The 17919-nt window shown below is 55.8% G+C and carries 12 protein-coding genes and 1 pseudogene; 7 read left to right on the top strand and 6 right to left on the bottom strand.

The annotated features are described in order from the left end of the window. Positions 1-4 precede the first annotated feature (4 nt). The 4 genes from gspE to DPA2511_RS03440 form a co-directional block, all read right to left on the bottom strand. Positions 5-1426 (bottom strand): type II secretion system protein GspE, encoded by a 1422-nt coding sequence (gene gspE, locus DPA2511_RS03425; RefSeq protein WP_012764295.1) that lies wholly within the window; start codon positions 1424-1426, stop codon positions 5-7. A 5-nt stretch (positions 1427-1431) separates the two neighbouring features. Further along, positions 1432-1875 carry a prepilin peptidase-dependent pilin gene (gene ppdD, locus DPA2511_RS03430; protein ID WP_012764296.1) on the bottom strand — a complete coding sequence of 148 codons (444 nt, stop codon included), beginning with the start codon at positions 1873-1875 and terminating at the stop codon, positions 1432-1434. Positions 1876-2138: 263 nt separating this feature from the next. Next, entirely contained in the window at positions 2139-3029 is an 891-nt protein-coding gene (nadC, locus tag DPA2511_RS03435) for a carboxylating nicotinate-nucleotide diphosphorylase (RefSeq protein WP_012764297.1), read from the bottom strand. A 138-nt stretch (positions 3030-3167) separates the two neighbouring features. Next, the gene (locus DPA2511_RS03440) at positions 3168-4031 is read right to left on the bottom strand and encodes a nucleoside-specific channel-forming protein Tsx (RefSeq protein ID WP_012764298.1); all 864 of its coding nucleotides are present in this window, start codon (positions 4029-4031) and stop codon (positions 3168-3170) included. Between the two features lie 421 nt (positions 4032-4452). On the opposite strand from DPA2511_RS03440, the gene ampD reads away from it, so the two are divergent. Together ampD and ampE are read left to right on the top strand one after the other, a co-directional pair. Further along, positions 4453-5019 (top strand): 1,6-anhydro-N-acetylmuramyl-L-alanine amidase AmpD, encoded by a 567-nt coding sequence (gene ampD, locus DPA2511_RS03445; protein WP_012764299.1) that lies wholly within the window; start codon positions 4453-4455, stop codon positions 5017-5019. Between the two features lie 6 nt (positions 5020-5025). Next, positions 5026-5880, top strand: coding sequence for a beta-lactamase regulator AmpE (gene ampE, locus DPA2511_RS03450; protein ID WP_012764300.1), 855 nt, complete (start codon positions 5026-5028; stop codon positions 5878-5880). 201 nt (positions 5881-6081) lie between these two features. Here ampE and DPA2511_RS20955 read toward each other — a convergent pair. Further along, a pseudogene (locus DPA2511_RS20955) lies at positions 6082-7442 on the bottom strand (amino acid permease). 649 nt (positions 7443-8091) lie between these two features. On the opposite strand from DPA2511_RS20955, the gene pdhR reads away from it, so the two are divergent. The 5 genes from pdhR to DPA2511_RS03485 all read left to right on the top strand — a co-directional run bounded on the left by pdhR (position 8092) and on the right by DPA2511_RS03485 (position 16492). Further along, entirely contained in the window at positions 8092-8856 is a 765-nt protein-coding gene (pdhR, locus tag DPA2511_RS03465; RefSeq protein ID WP_012764303.1) for a pyruvate dehydrogenase complex transcriptional repressor PdhR, read from the top strand. A gap of 129 nt (positions 8857-8985) precedes the next feature. Continuing rightward, a complete protein-coding gene (gene aceE, locus DPA2511_RS03470; RefSeq protein ID WP_012764304.1) occupies positions 8986-11649 on the top strand; it encodes a pyruvate dehydrogenase (acetyl-transferring), homodimeric type in 2664 nt (887 codons plus the stop codon). A 13-nt stretch (positions 11650-11662) separates the two neighbouring features. Further along, positions 11663-13513, top strand: coding sequence for a pyruvate dehydrogenase complex dihydrolipoyllysine-residue acetyltransferase (aceF, locus tag DPA2511_RS03475; protein ID WP_012764305.1), 1851 nt, complete (start codon positions 11663-11665; stop codon positions 13511-13513). A gap of 213 nt (positions 13514-13726) precedes the next feature. Beyond that, entirely contained in the window at positions 13727-15151 is a 1425-nt protein-coding gene (lpdA, locus tag DPA2511_RS03480; RefSeq protein ID WP_012764306.1) for a dihydrolipoyl dehydrogenase, read from the top strand. A 159-nt stretch (positions 15152-15310) separates the two neighbouring features. Beyond that, positions 15311-16492, top strand: coding sequence for a dienelactone hydrolase family protein (locus DPA2511_RS03485; RefSeq protein WP_023638141.1), 1182 nt, complete (start codon positions 15311-15313; stop codon positions 16490-16492). A gap of 40 nt (positions 16493-16532) precedes the next feature. On the opposite strand, the gene DPA2511_RS03490 is transcribed toward DPA2511_RS03485, so the two are convergent. Continuing rightward, positions 16533-17867, bottom strand: coding sequence for an MmgE/PrpD family protein (locus tag DPA2511_RS03490; RefSeq protein ID WP_012764308.1), 1335 nt, complete (start codon positions 17865-17867; stop codon positions 16533-16535). Positions 17868-17919 lie beyond the last annotated feature (52 nt).

A 17919-nucleotide genomic window follows, 5' to 3' on the forward strand; every position in this document is an offset into this window, starting at 1 on the left:
TCTCTCAACACGGCCCGTCGCCTGTCACCCGATAGACTTCCTCCAGAGACGTTGTACCTTTGTCAACCAGCGCCAGACCAGCCGACAGCAACGTGACGTGGCCTGACGATGCCAGTAATGACGGCAGGGAAAGGCGCTGCGGCTCCTGGGCCAAAAGGTGCTGAATGTCCTGGGTGATCGGTAACATTTCATAAATAGCTGTTCGGCCGTAGTAGCCGGAGAAACAGTGGTTGCATCCTTTAGCGGCCCACCGCCGCAACGGCCCTTGCCAGACCGTGGTTGGAAATCCTGTGCTGTCCTCCTGCCGTTGTCGGCAATGAGGGCAAAGGCGGCGCACCAATCGCTGGGCGACAATAAGCTTCAGTGCCGATGCCAGTAGGTAGCCAGGAATACCGAGATGCTTAAGTCTGCTTAGGGTGTCCAGCGCTGAATTGGTATGCAGCGTAGAAAGCACCAGATGGCCGGTCTGTGCGGCTTTAACCGCTATCTCCGCCGTTTCCGCGTCTCGAATTTCTCCCACCATAATGATGTCGGGATCCTGCCTGAGTAGGGCGCGCAATACGCGGCTGAAATCCAGATGGGCTTTGGGCGCGATGGCGGTTTGATTGATTCCGTCGAGCGGGATCTCTACCGGGTCTTCCACACTGCAGATATTGCGACTGCTGTCGTTGAGCCAGCGTATAGCGCTGTAAAGGGTAAATGTTTTGCCGCTGCCGGTCGGGCCAGTAACCAGAATCATGCCCTGCGGCAGTTGCAGCGATTGTTTGATCAATTGCAGCTCGGATGGCGTCATACCCAACGCTTCCAGCGCCAGCGTCTGTTGCTGAGTATGCAGGATGCGAAGGACGATTTTTTCACCATGATGCACCGGCAAGGTGGCGATACGTAGCGAATAGCGCTGCTGTTCCAGATGCAGACCGAATTGCCCGTCTTGAGGCAGCCGACGTTCCGCAATATTCAGTTTGCCCAGAATTTTCAGACGAGTGGTTATCCGGGGGACCAATTCCTCCGGTGCGGATAGACTGTCCTGTAAAACCCCGTCAATACGCAATCTTATCCGATAGCGGGTCGGCGTAGGTTCAAAATGGATATCGGACGCACGGCGTTGCACCGCCAGTTTCAATATCTGGTTGATAAACCGCAGGGCCGGTGTGTCTTCCGGCTCATCCCGGACATCGGGGGCTGCCTGATAATGTTCCCCCGTCTCTGCCGCTCTGGTGGGGGATAGCCGCTGCTCCAGTTTTGCTGCCGGCCAGTGTTCGATCAGTACCCGACGATTGCCGGTGAACCTCAGTGCGACGACCATTTCTTCCGGCACATTTCCTGATACGGCGACGGTCATAACCTGCTCGTCTACCGCCAACAGCAATGCCTGATAACGCTGACAAATTACACTTAATTCATGATGCAACGTATTGTTTGTCATGATGTTTACCCTGCGCTGGAATCAAAGCGGAAGACATCCTCGCAAGCCTGACGCAGGCTTTCTGCGTTACCGCTGCTCTGACAGTTGCGTGTCCAGCGGGTCGCTCCGGTCTGGCTGTTCCATTCCGGTGTCATGACGACGCTCAATCCCTGTAACGTTGATTGCCCCGTCAGCGTGATCACGCCCTGGTTGACGGCAATAGCGCTGACATAGCGGGAGCTGGCGGCCACCGGGATCCCCTGATTTCCTGCGGAACAGCTGCCGAAGCCCGCGTTGCTGAGCCCGCAGATATCGATAGCAGTCTTATAGGAAACCATGGTTTGCAGCATGTCCGTCATCGCGGCTTTCTGCAGGTAGCCCTGATACGCCGGGATGCCCAGCGTGCTCAGGATGGCGATGATTACAATCACCACCATCAGTTCTATCAATGTGAATCCCTGGTGTCTCATAGCCCTTTTCCCTGGTGTGGCGGATGTCGGCAGCATAGTTGACGGTAGAGTGACTGACGACGGTGGAAAACAGGATCGGGAAACGGCTTCGCACCGAAAATTAGCGGCGGTGTGTCGTGTTGGCAATTTTTTGCGAGCGGCTACTCAGCATCAGGCAGGGAGGGGGATGAGGCGGTAAAGATGGCATCGCGTGTGATTACTGGCGTTGGTTTTTCGTCGGTGTGGCCGGCTCCCCGGTGGGGCGGAGAGCCTGGCATCGCGCGTTAGTCAAAGCGCATGGAGAGATCCAGCGCCCTGACGTGCTTGGTCAGTGCGCCGACGGAAATGTAGTCCACGCCGGTTTCGGCGTAATCGCGCAGCGTATCCAGTGTGACGTTGCCGGAGACCTCAAGTTGTGCCCGCCCATGGGCTTGTTGCACGGCGGTACGGATAGCGTCCAACGTAAAATTATCCAGCATGATGATGTCGGCGCCGGCATCCAGCGCTTGCTGCAATTCGTCCAATGTTTCTACTTCAACTTCGATCGGCACATCCTGACGCAGTCGGAACGCCTGCTCCACCGCCTTGCGGATGGAACCGGCGGCGATAATATGGTTTTCCTTGATCAGAAAGGCGTCGGCCAGGCCAAGACGATGGTTACTGCCGCCACCGCACAGTACGGCGTATTTCAGCGCAGTGCGAAGACCCGGCAACGTTTTGCGCGTATCCAGCAACTGGGTATGAGTACCGGTCAGGCGTTGTACGTAACGATTGACTTCGGTAGCGACGCCGGAAAGCGTTTGCAGGAAATTCAGTGCGGTGCGTTCGCCGGTCAGTAGTTGACGGGAGGAGCCTTGCAGGCGGCACAGCGGCTGGTTTTCTTTCAGCGTGTCGCCGTCCTGCACCAGCCATTTCACGTCGACGCCGCCTCCCAACTGGAAGAACACTTCTTCCAGCCAGCGCTGGCCGCAGAAAATGCCGGCTTCACGGGTAATGATCACGGCGGCGGCCGGTTTATCGTCAGGCAGCAACTGAGCGGTAATATCCTGATCCAGACTGACTTCTCCTCCCAGATCTTCGCTTAGCGCCTGTTGTACGCTGACGGGAATATCATTTGCGATACGATTGAGCAGCTCAGTACGGCGCTGTTCCTGACTATAACGGCGTGTGGTCATCTTCTTACTCCAGGGTTAGCCGGGCACCTATGCTACCCTGTTTGTTGCGGAGCATCCAATTTATTTATCTTTATTATTCAGTGTGTTGCTTATGATTTGGCGCTCTGCTTGCATCAGAGCGCCAATGTGGCGGGTGGATTAGAAGTTGTAACCGGCGACCAGATAGTAGCCCCATCCGGTTGAGCGAACATTGAACGGGCCGCGTCCGAAATCAAGCTCGGTACCCTCCGCCCACTGACCGCCATTATGGAAATAGCGGGCAACCACCGAGTAATGCCAGTGTGCATAGTTCAGCGCCAGAATATGGCTGGAAGCGATGGCATTGCTGGTGCGGGAAGCGCCCGCTGCATTGCGCAGGTCGGAACCGAAATCGAAATTGGTGAAGCCGATATAGGTCAGTTTGCCGCCCAGTGCGTCCGCGATCGGATAAACGTATTTGATTTTGAAACGGTAGCCGTCCCACCGATCTTCATTCGGCGCGGCATAGTTTTGCCCTTGATATTTGGCATAGACGTTGGCGGACAGAGAGAGGTCGGTTCCGGTATCGATATCGGTGCCCAGCCCGACATACCAGGTGCTCTGACGGGAGTCGTTATTTCTGCCCTGATCGTAAATGATGTTGTTGGCGACATACCACTCTTTAAACGGGCCGAAACCCAACGGGGTATTGGTCAGTTTGTCGATGGAGAAGCGGGGTTCAATTTCCATAAACAGCGGTGAGCCTTTATCCCAGATGCCGCGATCGGGGGTATTGCCTGCGCCGAAGACTTTCGGCACATCGACGTAACCGTAGAAATCGAACCAGTCCTTATGTGCAAACGCTTCGTATTCGAGGTAGACGTCGTTATTCAATTGGGGGCCGAAACGGGTGTGATAACTGCCGACGACATTGACGCTCTGATGCCACCAGTCAGAGAGGTATTGAGGGGTATTTTCATCGGCAAGAGTTGGCGTGCTGTACGACAAGGTCGTTACTGCGCATAGCGCAAGGATATTTTTCATAATGAGCTGGCCGGGTTTACGGCATAAATAACGGAATAAATAGCGCCGGAACAAACTAATGCGATCCGGCAGGTGGTTGCCTCAAAACGTGGGAAGCGCGCCGCTACGACTGCCAGAGGCAGGAACGACGGGATGCGGCGGCCTCCGGCCGTGAGGGGGATGCAGCATACCAGAAGTCCTTTGATTCGGCATGCCGGCAGGCGGTTAATTTCCTCGGTTGGCGCCAATGACGGGCATCGGTGTTTTGACGCATCCCGGATACGGGATATGCGGTACTATTGCGGGATGGCGGGGAACGCATGCGCAATGGCGACGGGGTTCAGGTTTACCCCTTGATTGAGTTGAACCCTGAACGGGTAGGGCGGGCGTTATCAAGGCTGATAGCCGGCGATTGGCGGCCTGATGTAGAGGAGAAGACGGAATGAGGATGGAGCAGGGCTGGCTGACGGGCGTCCGGCGCGTACTGTCGCCGCATCAGGATGCGCGGCCGGATGACGAAAAGCCGTCATTGCTGGTTATTCATAATATCAGCCTGCCGCCGGGGGAGTTTGGCGGGCCTTATATCGATCAGCTGTTTACCGGTACGCTGAATGGCGATGCGCATCCGTATTTTGCAACCATCAGCCAGTTACGGGTGTCGGCGCATTGCCTGATTCGGCGAGATGGCGAAATCGTTCAGTACGTGTCTTTCGAACGACGCGCCTGGCATGCAGGCGTTTCCTGTTTTGAAGGACGTGAACGGTGCAATGATTTTTCTATCGGCATTGAACTGGAAGGAACAGATAGCACGCCGTTTACCGATGCGCAGTACACGGCGCTAGCCGAGGTCACTCGCGTATTGCATGGTGAATACCCCATTACGTCGGCGCGCATTACCGGCCATAGCGATATCGCGCCCGGCCGTAAAACCGACCCCGGTTCTGCGTTTGACTGGCCGCGCTATCAACATCAATGGCAAGGGGAAAACTCGAATGGAGAAGAGGAGTAATTACTGATGACGCTGTTTACCCTATTGTTGGTGTTGGGGTGGGAACGCTTATTTAAGTTGGGGAAACACTGGCAGCTGGATCACCATCTTGAAGTGATTTTTCGTTATCTTCCCGCGCCTTCCTTTCTTCAAACGTTGTTGCTGGCGTTTGGCGGTATGGGGGTGGTCGTGATCCTGCTGTGGCTGGCGAGCGGTTGGTTGTTCGGCTTGCCATTATTGCTGTTGTGGATTGCCATCGGGCTGTTGTGCATCGGCGCCGGCGAAGTCAGGCAACACTATCGGCGTTATCTGGCGTCAGTACAACGCGGTGAGGCCGACGCTTGCCGCGAGATGGAAGAAGAGCTGGCGTTGATTCACGGTTTACCGCAGGATGCCGGCGAGCGCGAACGTCTGAAAGAGCTACAGAACGCGCTGTTGTGGATTAACTTTCGCTGTTATCTGGCCCCGTTGTTCTGGTTTGTTGTCGCCGGGCCCTACGGCCCGGTGGCGTTGGTCGGTTATTCGATTCTGCGCGCTCGTCAAAGCTGTCTGGCTCGCCACCATACGCCGTTGGAACGAGCGCATTCCGGCATCGATACGCTGTTGCACTGGTTGGATTGGTTGCCGGTACGTTTCGTCGGCGCTGCCTATGCGTTATTGGGGCATGGCGAAAAGGCTTTGCCCGCCTGGTTCGCCACCTTGCTTGACAGGCACAGCAGCCAATATTGGGTGTTGACGCAATTGGCGCAGTTTTCTCTGGCGAGAGAGCCGCACGGCGATCCTCTGTCAACGCCCAGGGCGGCGGTTTCGCTGGCGAAAAAGGTGTCATTAGCCGTGGTGGTGGTGGTGGCGTTGCTGACGATTTATGGTGCGTTGGTGTGACGTCTTGCGCTTGATCCTCTAGGCGCCGAAGCCGGGGGATCATGTAAAGCACATCCTGCCGGGCGCCGAAGTGCTGGTATAAAAGGGCTGGTTAATCAAGCATAACGGGGAGGCCGCTTTACGGGGCCTCCCCTTTTGCTCTCCGCCGGCTGGTCGTCAGCTGGCGGTTCGCTGAGGTGGTTTTTTGATCCAGATGGTGGTTTAGGCGATTGCGGTGGACGCGCGTTTTTTGAGCCAGTAACCCACAGCCAGTACCAACAACCAAACCGGGATCAGGACAACGGAGATCGTGATCCCCGGCGTCAGCGCCATGATGACGAGAATCCCCGCCATGAAGGCCAGACACAGGTAGTTGCCGAGCGGATAAAGCAGTGCCTTGAAGCGGGTTTCCACGCCTTCCCGTTCTTTACTGGCGCGGAATTTCAGATGGGCCAGGCTTATCATCGCCCAGTTGATGACCAGCGCGGAAACCACCAGAGACATCAGCAGTTCGAATGCTTTGCCGGGCAGCACGTAGTTGATCAGCACGCACAGCGCGGTAGCCAGCGCGGACACGCCGATGGCGATGACCGGCACACCGCGGCGATCCACCGTCAGCAGCGATTTCGGGCCGTTGCCCTGCTTGGCCAGACCATAAAGCATACGGCTGTTGCAGTAGACGCAACTGTTATAAACCGACAGCGCCGCAGTCAGCACCACGATGTTGAGGACGTTCGCCACCAGATTGCTGTTCAGTGCATGGAAGATCATGACGAATGGGCTGCCGCCTTCCACGACTTTCTCCCACGGGTAGAGCGACAGCAGAATGGTCAGCGAACCGATGTAGAAAATCAGAATGCGGTAGATGACCTGATTGGTGGCCTGCGGAATGCTTTTTCCGGATGGTCGGCTTCGGCCGCCGTGATGCCCACCAGTTCTAGCCCGCCGAACGAAAACATGATGACCGCCATCGCCATTACCATGCCGCTGATGCCGTGCGGGAAGAAACCGCCTTGCGCCCAGAGATTGGTGATGGTGGCTTCGGGGCCGCCCTGTCCGCTGAACAACAGCCAGGCGCCGAAAACGATCATACCGATGATGGCCACGACTTTGATGATGGCGAACCAGAACTCCAACTCGCCGTACATCTTCACATTGGACAGGTTGACGGCATTGATCAGTACAAAGAATACCGCGGCGGAAACCCAGGTCGGAATGTCGGGCCACCAGTATTGTACATAGATGCCGACCGCGCTTAGCTCAGCCATGGCAACCAACACGTACAATACCCAGTAGTTCCATCCCGAGGCGAAACCGGCGAACTCTCCCCAGTATTTGTAGGCGAAATGGCTAAAGGAGCCAGCAACCGGTTCTTCGACGACCATTTCACCCAATTGACGCATGATGAAAAAAGCGATGATACCGCCAATCGCGTACCCCAGCAGAACCGATGGCCCCGCCATTTTGATAGTCTGCGCGATCCCGAGGAACAGGCCGGTACCCACAGCGCCACCCAAGGCAATCAACTGAATATGACGGTTCTTCAGACCGCGCTGTAGCGTTCCGTCTTGTTGATTTTCCATTATTTTTACCCTCTGCCGATATGAGAAAGACAAATGGAGACGTGCCGATGCGACTGTCGGCGTTTTGCTCTTTTTACGTTGATGTAATTTTATTTTTACGATGTCTGACGGAAGAAATTGCCGCCAGAGCTATCGGTGGACAGAGAATAGTGGTAAGCGGCGCTAAATGCACTGATTTCTTACCGTCGCCGGTAGAAAATGCGATGCCGATTCGTTTGCTGACGGGGGCTGTTTTTTTATAACGACATGGTGTTCTGGAGAAAAACCGATACCGACGCAGCCGTTGGTCGAAACGTTCATAAATCTGATGTGATTGCACAGTTCAGAAACTACACAACCCTGCTTAATTTGAATTTATATTCTTTATTTTTGAATTTAAATTCATTTTTTATGAGGTTGAACGGTTCAGCTTTGCCTGATTCGGGTTTCATAAAAGTTAAAACGTCCACTTGGCGCGTAATGGTAATACCACTGACCTTATCGTGCTTTTGCAACAATTATCAGGGCATTTGTTAAAAAGTAAGGTGATTGATGTTTTCCCGCAACGTCTGTATGGACAGAAGGTGAATACTTTGTTACTTTGAGCGTCACGTTTTTATAATTGGTATTACCAATTGACTCTATGCTTTTCCGCCGGGACCCATTCACCATGGCATATAGCAAGATCCGTCAGCCCAAGCTGTCAGATGTCATCGAACAGCAACTGGAGTTTCTGATCCTTGAGGGGACGCTGCGGCCCGGAGAGAAACTGCCTCCGGAACGTGAACTGGCAAAACAGTTTGATGTTTCCCGCCCATCGCTGAGAGAGGCTATTCAGCGTCTGGAAGCCAAGGGGCTGCTCCTGCGTCGTCAGGGCGGCGGTACTTTTGTCCAGAATAATCTCTGGCAGAGCGTCAGCGATCCGTTATCAGAATTACTCAGCAATCACCCAGAATCCCAGTTTGACCTCCTTGAAACCCGTCACGCGCTTGAAGGCATCGCCGCCTACTATGCGGCATTGCGTGGTACGGAATCCGATCTGCAGCGTATCCGTGATTGCCATGCGGTCATCGACAAGGCGAGAGAAGCCGGGGATTTGGAAGCGGAATCCGAAGCGGTAATGCAGTATCTGGTGGCGGTTACAGAGGCTACGCACAACGTGGTGCTGCTGCATTTGTTGCGTTGCATGGGGCCGTTGCTCGAACAGAATGTTCGACAGAATTTTGAATTGCTGTATCTGAGCCGTGAAGTGTTGGCTCAGGTAAGCAGCCACAGAGCCAGGATTTTTGAGGCGATTGTTGCCCGTGAGCCTGAGAAGGCGCGTGAGGCGTCTCATCGCCACCTGGCGTTTATTGAAGAAGTATTGCTGGAACTTAACCGGGAACATAGTCGGCGGGAACGCTCTTTGCGTCGACTCCAGCAACGCAAGGATTAAGGGCCCTGTTGGGACCTGTATGCGGTAACTAACGAAGAGCCTGTCTTCCTGCGTTTTCAGCCAAGACACAGAGCGCAGCAAGACAGGCTCCAGACAATTAACTGATTAGAAACAGATAAGGACCAAACCATGTCAGAACGTTTGAATAATGACGTGGATCCGATCGAAACTCGCGACTGGCTTCAGGCGATCGAATCGGTTATCCGTGAAGAGGGTGTTGAACGTGCACAGTACCTGATCGATCAGGTGTTGAGCGAAGCACGCAAAGGTGGCGTAAAAGTTGCGGCGGGCAGTGTCGGCAGCCGCTACATCAACACTATTGCGGTAGAAGACGAACCCGCCTATCCGGGCAACCTTGAACTGGAAAGCCGCATTCGTTCCGCGATTCGTTGGAACGCAGTAATGACGGTATTGCGTGCGTCCAAGAAAGATCTGGAGCTGGGTGGTCATATGGCGTCCTTCCAGTCTTCCGCGACCTTCTATGAAGTGTGTTTCAACCACTTCTTCCGTGCGCGAAATGCGCAGGATGGCGGTGATCTGGTGTTCTTCCAGGGGCATATTTCTCCTGGGGTTTATGCCCGAGCGTTCCTGGAAGGTCGTTTGACCGAAGACCAGATGAACAACTTCCGCCAGGAAGTTCATGGCAACGGCCTTTCTTCTTACCCGCATCCGAAGCTGATGCCGGAGTTCTGGCAGTTCCCGACCGTGTCCATGGGCCTGGGCCCAATCAATGCGATTTATCAGGCTAAGTTCCTGAAGTATCTTAATAATCGTGGTCTGAAAGACACGACTAAACAAACCGTTTACGCCTTCCTGGGCGACGGTGAAATGGATGAGCCGGAATCCAAAGGCGCCATCACTATCGCGACTCGCGAGAAGTTGGACAACCTGGTGTTCGTCATCAACTGTAACCTGCAGCGTCTGGATGGCCCGGTGACGGGTAACGGCAAGATCATCAATGAGCTGGAAGGCATCTTCGGCGGCGCTGGCTGGGAAGTGATCAAGGTTATCTGGGGCGGTCGTTGGGACGAGCTGCTGCGTAACGATACCAGCGGCAAACTGATGCAACTGATGAACGAAACCGTTGACGGCGATTATCAGACCTTCAAGTCCAAAAACGGCGCTTATGTGCGTGAGCACTTCTTCGGTAAATATCCGGAAACCGCAGCGCTGGTTAAAGACTGGACCGACGACCAGATTTGGTCGCTCAACCGTGGCGGTCATGATCCGAAGAAAGTTTTCGCTGCACTGAAAAAAGCGCAGGAGACCAAAGGCAAGCCGGTGGTCATTCTGGCTCATACCATCAAAGGCTATGGGATGGGCGATGCGGCGGAAGGCAAGAACATTGCCCACCAGGTCAAGAAAATCAACATGGACGGTGTGCGTTACTTCCGCGATCGTTTCAATGTGCCGGTGGCGGATGCCGACGTTGAAAAACTGCCGTTCATTACCTTCGATAAAGATTCCGAAGAGTACAAATACCTGCATGAACGTCGTCAGGCGCTGGAAGGCTATCTGCCGTCCCGTCAGCCGAGATTTGACGAGAAGCTGGATCTGCCGACGCTGGAAGACTTCAGTTCTCTGCTGGAAGAGCAGAATAAAGAAATCTCCACCACTATCGCTTTCGTGCGTGCACTGAACGTGATGTTGAAGAACCCGTCGATCAAAGAACGTTTGGTGCCGATCATCGCGGACGAGGCCCGTACTTTCGGTATGGAAGGTCTGTTCCGTCAGATTGGTATCTACAGCCCGAACGGCCAGCAATACACCCCGCAGGATCGTGAGCAGGTTGCTTACTACAAAGAAGATCTGCAGGGTCAGATTTTGCAGGAAGGCATCAACGAATTGGGCGCAGGCTCGTCCTGGCTGGCAGCGGCAACGTCTTACAGCACCAACAATCTGCCGATGATCCCGTTCTATATCTACTACTCCATGTTCGGGTTCCAGCGTATCGGCGATCTGTGCTGGGCGGCGGGCGACCAACAGGCGCGCGGCTTCCTGATCGGCGGGACTTCCGGTCGTACTACGCTGAACGGCGAAGGTCTGCAGCATGAAGATGGCCACAGCCACATCCAGTCTCTGACTATCCCGAACTGTATCTCCTACGATCCGGCATTTGCATATGAAGTCGCCGTTATCATGCAGAACGGTCTGGAGCGTATGTACGGTGAAGCGCAGGAAAACGTTTATTACTACATCACTACGCTGAACGAAAACTACCACATGCCGGCGATGCCGCAGGGTGCGGAAGAGGGTATCCGTAAGGGTATCTACAAACTGGAAACCGTGGCGGGCAGCAAAGGCAAGGTTCAGTTGCTGGGTTCCGGCTCTATTCTGCGTCATGTGCGTGAAGCCGCGCAGATTCTGGCCAACGATTACGGCATCGGCTCTGACGTGTACAGCGTCACCTCCTTCACGGAACTGGCCCGCGACGGTCAGGATTGCGAACGCTGGAACATGCTGCACCCGACTGAAGCACCGCGCGTACCGTACATCGCTCAGGTGATGAGCGACGCGCCGGCCGTTGCGTCTACCGACTATATGAAACTGTTTGCCGAACAAGTACGTACTTACGTTCCGGCCAGCGATTATCGCGTACTGGGTACCGATGGCTTCGGTCGTTCCGACAGCCGTGAAAACCTGCGTCACCACTTTGAAGTGGACGCATCCTACGTGGTGGTTGCCGCACTGGGCGAACTGGCTAAACGCGGTGAAGTTGAAAAATCTGTGGTGGCTGAAGCCATCAAGAAATTCGACATCAACCCTGAAAAAGTTAACCCGCGCGTAGCATAAGAGGGAAAGAGTAATGGCTATCGAAATCAACGTACCGGATATCGGTGCAGATGAAGTTGAAGTCACCGAAGTGCTGGTGAAAGTGGGTGATAAGGTTGAAGCCGAACAATCGCTGATTACGGTTGAAGGCGACAAAGCGTCGATGGAAGTTCCGTCTCCCCAGGCCGGTGTGGTGAAAGAGATCAAGATTGCGGTGGGCGACAAGGTCGCGACCGGCAAACTGATTATGGTCTTTGAAGCAGCCGGTGCGCCTGCCCCGGCTGCCGCGCCTGCCGCCAGCGCCGTGAAAGACGTTGAAGTGCCTGACATCGGCGGTGATGAAGTCGAAGTGACTGAAGTGCTGGTGAAAGTCGGCGACACCGTGGCGGCCGAGCAGTCGCTGATCACTGTGGAAGGCGATAAGGCTTCCATGGAAGTTCCGGCGCCGTTTGCCGGCACCGTTAAGGAAATCAAAGTCAGCACCGGCAGCAAGGTGAAAACCGGCACGCTGATCATGGTGTTTGAAGTCGCCGGCGCCGCGCCTGCCGTTGCTGCTCCTGCTGCGGCGGTTAGTGCTCTCGCTGCTGCTCCGGCAGTCAGCGGCGGCGCTAAAGACGTCAACGTGCCGGATATCGGCGGCGATGAAGTCGAAGTGACGGAAGTGCTGGTGAAAGTCGGTGACACCGTGGCGGCCGAACAGTCGCTGATTACCGTGGAAGGCGACAAGGCCTCCATGGAAGTCCCGGCGCCGTTTGCCGGCACCGTCAAGGAAATCAAAATCAGCACCGGCAGCAAAGTGAAAACCGGTTCGTTGATCATGGTGTTTGAAGTGGCAGGCGCTGCGCCTGCGGCCGCCGCCGCTCCGGCCCCGGTCGCGGCTGCCCCGGCCGCTAGCGCGCCAGCCGCGGCTTCGGCTCCGGCGAAAGCTGACGGCAAAGGCGAGTTCGCCGAGAACGATGCTTATGTTCACGCTACCCCGGTGATTCGCCGTCTGGCGCGTGAATTCGGCGTCAACCTGGCGAAGGTCAAAGGCACTGGTCGTAAAGGCCGTATCCTGCGTGAAGACGTTCAGGCTTACGTGAAAGACGCGGTGAAACGTGCTGAATCCGCTCCGGCGGCTGGCGCTACCGGTGGTTCTCTGCCGGGGCTGCTGCCGTGGCCGAAAGTCGACTTCAGCAAGTTTGGTGAAGTGGAAGAAGTGGAACTGGGCCGTATCCAGAAGATTTCTGGTGCCAACCTGAGCCGTAACTGGGTGATGATCCCGCACGTTACGCACTTCGACAAAACCGATATCACCGATCTGGAAGCGTTCCGCAAACAGCAGAACGCAGAAGCTGAGAAGCGCAAACTGGATGTGAAGTTCACTCCGGTGGTGTTCATCATGAAAGCCGTTGCCGCTGCGCTTGAGCAGATGCCGCGTTTCAACAGTTCGTTGTCTGAAGATGCTCAGCGTCTGACGCTGAAGAAATACATCAACATCGGTGTGGCGGTGGATACGCCGAATGGCCTGGTCGTTCCGGTGTTCAAAGACGTGAACAAGAAAGGCATCGTCGAGCTGTCTCGTGAACTGACGGTGATCTCCAAGAAAGCCCGTGACGGTAAGCTGACCGCTGGCGAAATGCAGGGCGGGTGTTTCACCATCTCCAGCATCGGCGGCCTGGGCACCACTCACTTCGCGCCGATCGTCAACGCGCCGGAAGTGGCTATTCTGGGTGTGTCCAAGTCAGCTATGGAGCCGGTCTGGAATGGTAAAGAGTTTGTTCCGCGTCTGATGATGCCGATCTCTCTGTCCTTCGACCACCGTGTCATTGACGGTGCTGATGGTGCTCGCTTCATTACCATCATCAACAACACCTTATCCGACATTCGCCGTCTGGTGATGTAATCGAAAAGCCGGCCTGACGGCCGGCTTTTTTCTGATAAGCTGTTATTTGTTACAGCTATCAGTGAGTAAGGACAAATCGTTAGTCGCTTGTTGTTTCAAAATTGTTAACGATTTTGTAAACTACCGCGGCAAAGACACGTCCCGGTGGAAGAGGGCGTTAAGACTCACAATAATGACGTCACAGACCCGCCGGAAATTAATTAAGAGGTCATGATGAGTACTGAAATTAAAGCTCAGGTGGTGGTACTTGGCGCGGGCCCTGCAGGTTATTCCGCAGCGTTCCGTTGTGCAGACTTGGGTCTGGACACCGTGCTGGTTGAACGCTATTCCACGCTGGGCGGCGTATGTCTGAATGTAGGCTGTATCCCTTCCAAAGCGCTGCTGCACGTTGCGAAAGTCATTGAAGAAGCCAAAGCGCTGGCTGAACACGGCATCGTGTTTGGCGAACCGCAGACCGATATCGATAAGATTCGTACCTGGAAAGAAAAAGTCATTACCCAACTAACCGGTGGTCTGGCTGGTATGGCCAAAGGCCGTAAAGTCAAAGTGGTCAACGGTTTTGGCAAATTCACCGGCCCGAACACGTTGGTCGTCGAAGGTGAAAACGGCAGCACCACGGTGAATTTCGACAATGCCATCATCGCGGCCGGTTCTCGTCCGATTCAGTTGCCGTTCATTCCGCATGACGACGCGCGCGTATGGGATTCCACCGATGCGCTGGAGTTAAAGAGCGTTCCCGGACGTCTGCTGGTAATGGGCGGCGGTATCATCGGTCTGGAAATGGGCACCGTGTATCATGCGCTGGGCTCTCAGATCGACGTGGTTGAAATGTTCGACCAGGTGATCCCGGCTGCCGATAAAGACATCGTTAAAGTCTTCACCAAACGCATCAGCAAGAAATTCAACCTGATGCTGGAAACCAAAGTGACCGCGGTAGAAGCCAAAGAAGACGGCATCTACGTGTCGATGGAAGGCAAGAAGGCGCCGGCTGAACCGCAGCGTTACGACGCGGTGCTGGTGGCTATCGGTCGCGTACCGAATGGCAAACTGCTGGATGCCGGTCAGGCTGGTGTGGAAGTTGACGAACGCGGCTTCATCCGTGTTGACAAGCAGATGCGCACCAACGTGCCGCACATCTATGCTATCGGCGATATCGTCGGGCAGCCGATGCTGGCGCATAAAGGTGTGCACGAAGGCCATGTGGCTGCCGAAGTCATCGCCGGTAAGAAACACTACTTCGATCCGAAGGTGATCCCGTCCATCGCTTACACCGAGCCGGAAGTGGCTTGGGTCGGCCTGACCGAGAAAGAAGCGAAGGAAAAAGGCATCAGCTATGAAACCGCGGTATTCCCGTGGGCGGCGTCCGGCCGTGCGATTGCTTCTGATTGCTCTGACGGTATGACCAAGCTGATTTTCGACAAAGAGACCCACCGGGTGATCGGCGGCGCGATTGTCGGCACCAACGGCGGCGAGCTGTTGGGAGAAATCGGCCTGGCGATCGAGATGGGGTGCGATGCGGAAGATATCGCATTGACTATCCACGCTCATCCGACGTTGCATGAGTCCGTCGGGCTGGCTGCCGAAGTATTCGAAGGCAGCATTACCGACTTGCCGAACCCGAAAGCGAAGAAGAAATAATCAGATATCGCTTTCCTCGTTGATACTGAATCCGGCACAGGTTGCCGGATTTTTTTATCTTCCTCGCAGAATTCACATCCTTTTTCGTCACCCTGAACCGCCTGACTTACAATCATCGTCACCATAATGAAACCGTGTTTTACTCTGGGAATGACAATGATGAAACGGAACCGACTCTGGCATACGCTTGGTCTGTTAGTGTTTTGGCTGAGCAGTGGTGCATCCATGGCGAACGACGCTTCTTATCAAACCGCAGCGATAACCGAAGAGGCTTTGCCCGTCTTCTATACCGAATTAAAACAGCAACTGACCTATCCCGATTCCTGGCTATCCGGGCACCAACAATCCTTTGAGCAATGGCGTCGACAGGCGCGTCTGTTAGTGCGGGAACGTCTGCTGACACCGGATACCCACCGGGCGTTTGAGCCGCAGGTGGTGGATAAACAGGAACGTGATGGGTATCGGGCCGAGAAAGTGGCGTTTAATCTGACGGACGAAAGCCGGGTGGCCGGGTTGCTGTTGACGCCAAATTCACCGGGGCCGCATCCGGCGGTTATTCTGCTGCATGACCATGGTGCGAAGTTCGATATTGGCAAAGAGAAAATGATTCAGCCATGGGGCGATGACGCCCGTCTGGCTTCTGCTAAAGCCTGGGCCGATAAGTTTTTCACCGGTCGTTTTGTCGGCGATGAACTGGCGAAACGGGGCTACGTGGTGCTGGCGGTGGACGCGCTGGGATGGGGCGATCGCGGGCCGTTGAAATATGAGCAGCAGCAGGCGCTGGCGAGCAATTTCTATAATCTCGGTCGCTCGCTGGCAGGATTGATGGCCTATGAAGACATGCGGTCGCTGGATTTTCTGGCTTCGCTGCCGCAGGTGGATCCTAAAAGAATCGGCATCGTCGGTTTTTCGATGGGCGCCTATCGCGCCTGGCAACTGGCGGCCCTGTCTGATAAAGCGGCGGTGACGGCCGCTATTGCCTGGATGGGAACCTACGATGGCCTGATGGTGCCGGGCAACAACGTGCTGCGTGGTCAATCGGCGTTTTACATGCTCCATCCGGGGTTATCAGCGCGCCTGGATTTCCCCGACGTAGCGAGTATCGCCGCGCCTAAACCCATGTTGTTCTTCAACGGCGGCAAGGATTCGTTGTTCCCGGCCCGCGCAGTGCAGGCCGCCTACTCGCGTATGCACCGTATCTGGTTGTCCCAGCAGGCAGATGACCGGCTGGTCACGAAAATCTGGCCGGAACTGGGGCATGTGTTTTATCAGGAACAGCAGGATGCGGTATTCGCCTGGTTGGATCGCTGGTTGGCGACACCGGCCCATCCAGCACGTTAACCCTTTGTTTTATAATACTCCGACCGGCTCTGGCGCTCGTTCAGGATCGCCAGAGCCGGGTCAATGCTGCTAAGTCGCCTGCGGCCCGTAATTGACACCAGCCGAGCAGACCGTCGGCGTTAATCTCGGGCAATAGGCTGACAGTCTGACGCAGCTTGTGCGCGACATCGGTGACGGTCGCCGAGGTTTGCTGCCAGGTGACTCGGGCGGTGAGCGATGTGTCATCCTTCAACCATAGCGTGACCTCGTGAAAACGAGCATCCGGGTTCAGTTCATCCGGGGGGGCGCTCGGGTCTTCCTGGCGTGAGACTTTGTCCGCCAGTGCGGCAATCCAGGGTTCAACCGGCACTTCAGCAAAACGATCCAGCCGCAATTCACCTTCCAGCAACGCGGCGGCGATCACGTATTCGAGGCTGAAACGCGCCTCAACACCGGTCGTAGCCCGCCGGATAAAGGGCGCGGCGTCGCCGCCCGGCGGGAATGTCACGGTGATGCTATCCGCTGCCGCAGTCAGGTCGTCTATCGGTTTACCGGAAGATTGCAGCCACTGCTCTCGCAGTATCAATGCCGCTTCCGCCGCGCTATGCGTGCCGCCGCAAGTGGGGTAGCGCTTGAAGATGAGTCCGGGGGAGCAGATACGCCAGGGCGCGCCCCATTGCGCCGTCAGGGCGTCGGGGCGTTGTTGCCCTTCACCATGCGCTGCCAGAAAAGCGTCTATCACCCGATCGTGACTACCATGAAATCCCGCCAGCGCCAACTGTGTGGCGGCGAGTCCAGCACGGGCGGCGAGCCCGGCGTGCAACGGTTTCATGGCGGAGCCGAATTGCGCCCGCAAACCCGCAGCCTGAGTGGCGGCCAACCCCAGCGCGTTGGCGGTCTGTTCCTCCGTTGCGCCGATCAGGCGGCAGGTTGCGGCAGCGGCGGCGATGGCCCCCAGCGTGGCGGTATTGTGGTAGCCAAGGCTGTAATGGCGCGGCCCGGCGGCTAGCCCAAGCCGGCCGGCGGTTTCGACGCCGATAATGTAGGCGCTGAGAAAGGCGTCTTCGGTGATGTCCGGGTGCTCATCGGCCAGCGCCAACAGCGCCGGCAGAATCACCGTGCTGGGGTGCCCCCGGAATCCTGAATGGAAATCGTCAAAGTCCAGAGCGTGACCAGCATAACCCAGTAGCAGGCAGCGGGCCTGGCTGTCGTTGTCTGAATAGACCGCTTTCAGCGGTGCCAGCCCGCTGTCCGCCACCACGCCATGCCAGACCGGCAAGGCACAGGCAATAAAATCCGTTACCCCGTTGCGGGCAAGGTCAATAGCGATGGTATCAGGCTGGGCGGCGACGATCAGACGCGCCAATCGGGTGGTCATGCTGGAATAGTCGGACATGGCGATATCGGTATGGTGTTGTTCAACGGTGGACGTGATAACAGACAATGCC

It is taken from the genome of Musicola paradisiaca NCPPB 2511 (assembly GCF_000400505.1).
GTDB lineage: Bacteria > Pseudomonadota > Gammaproteobacteria > Enterobacterales > Enterobacteriaceae > Musicola > Musicola paradisiaca.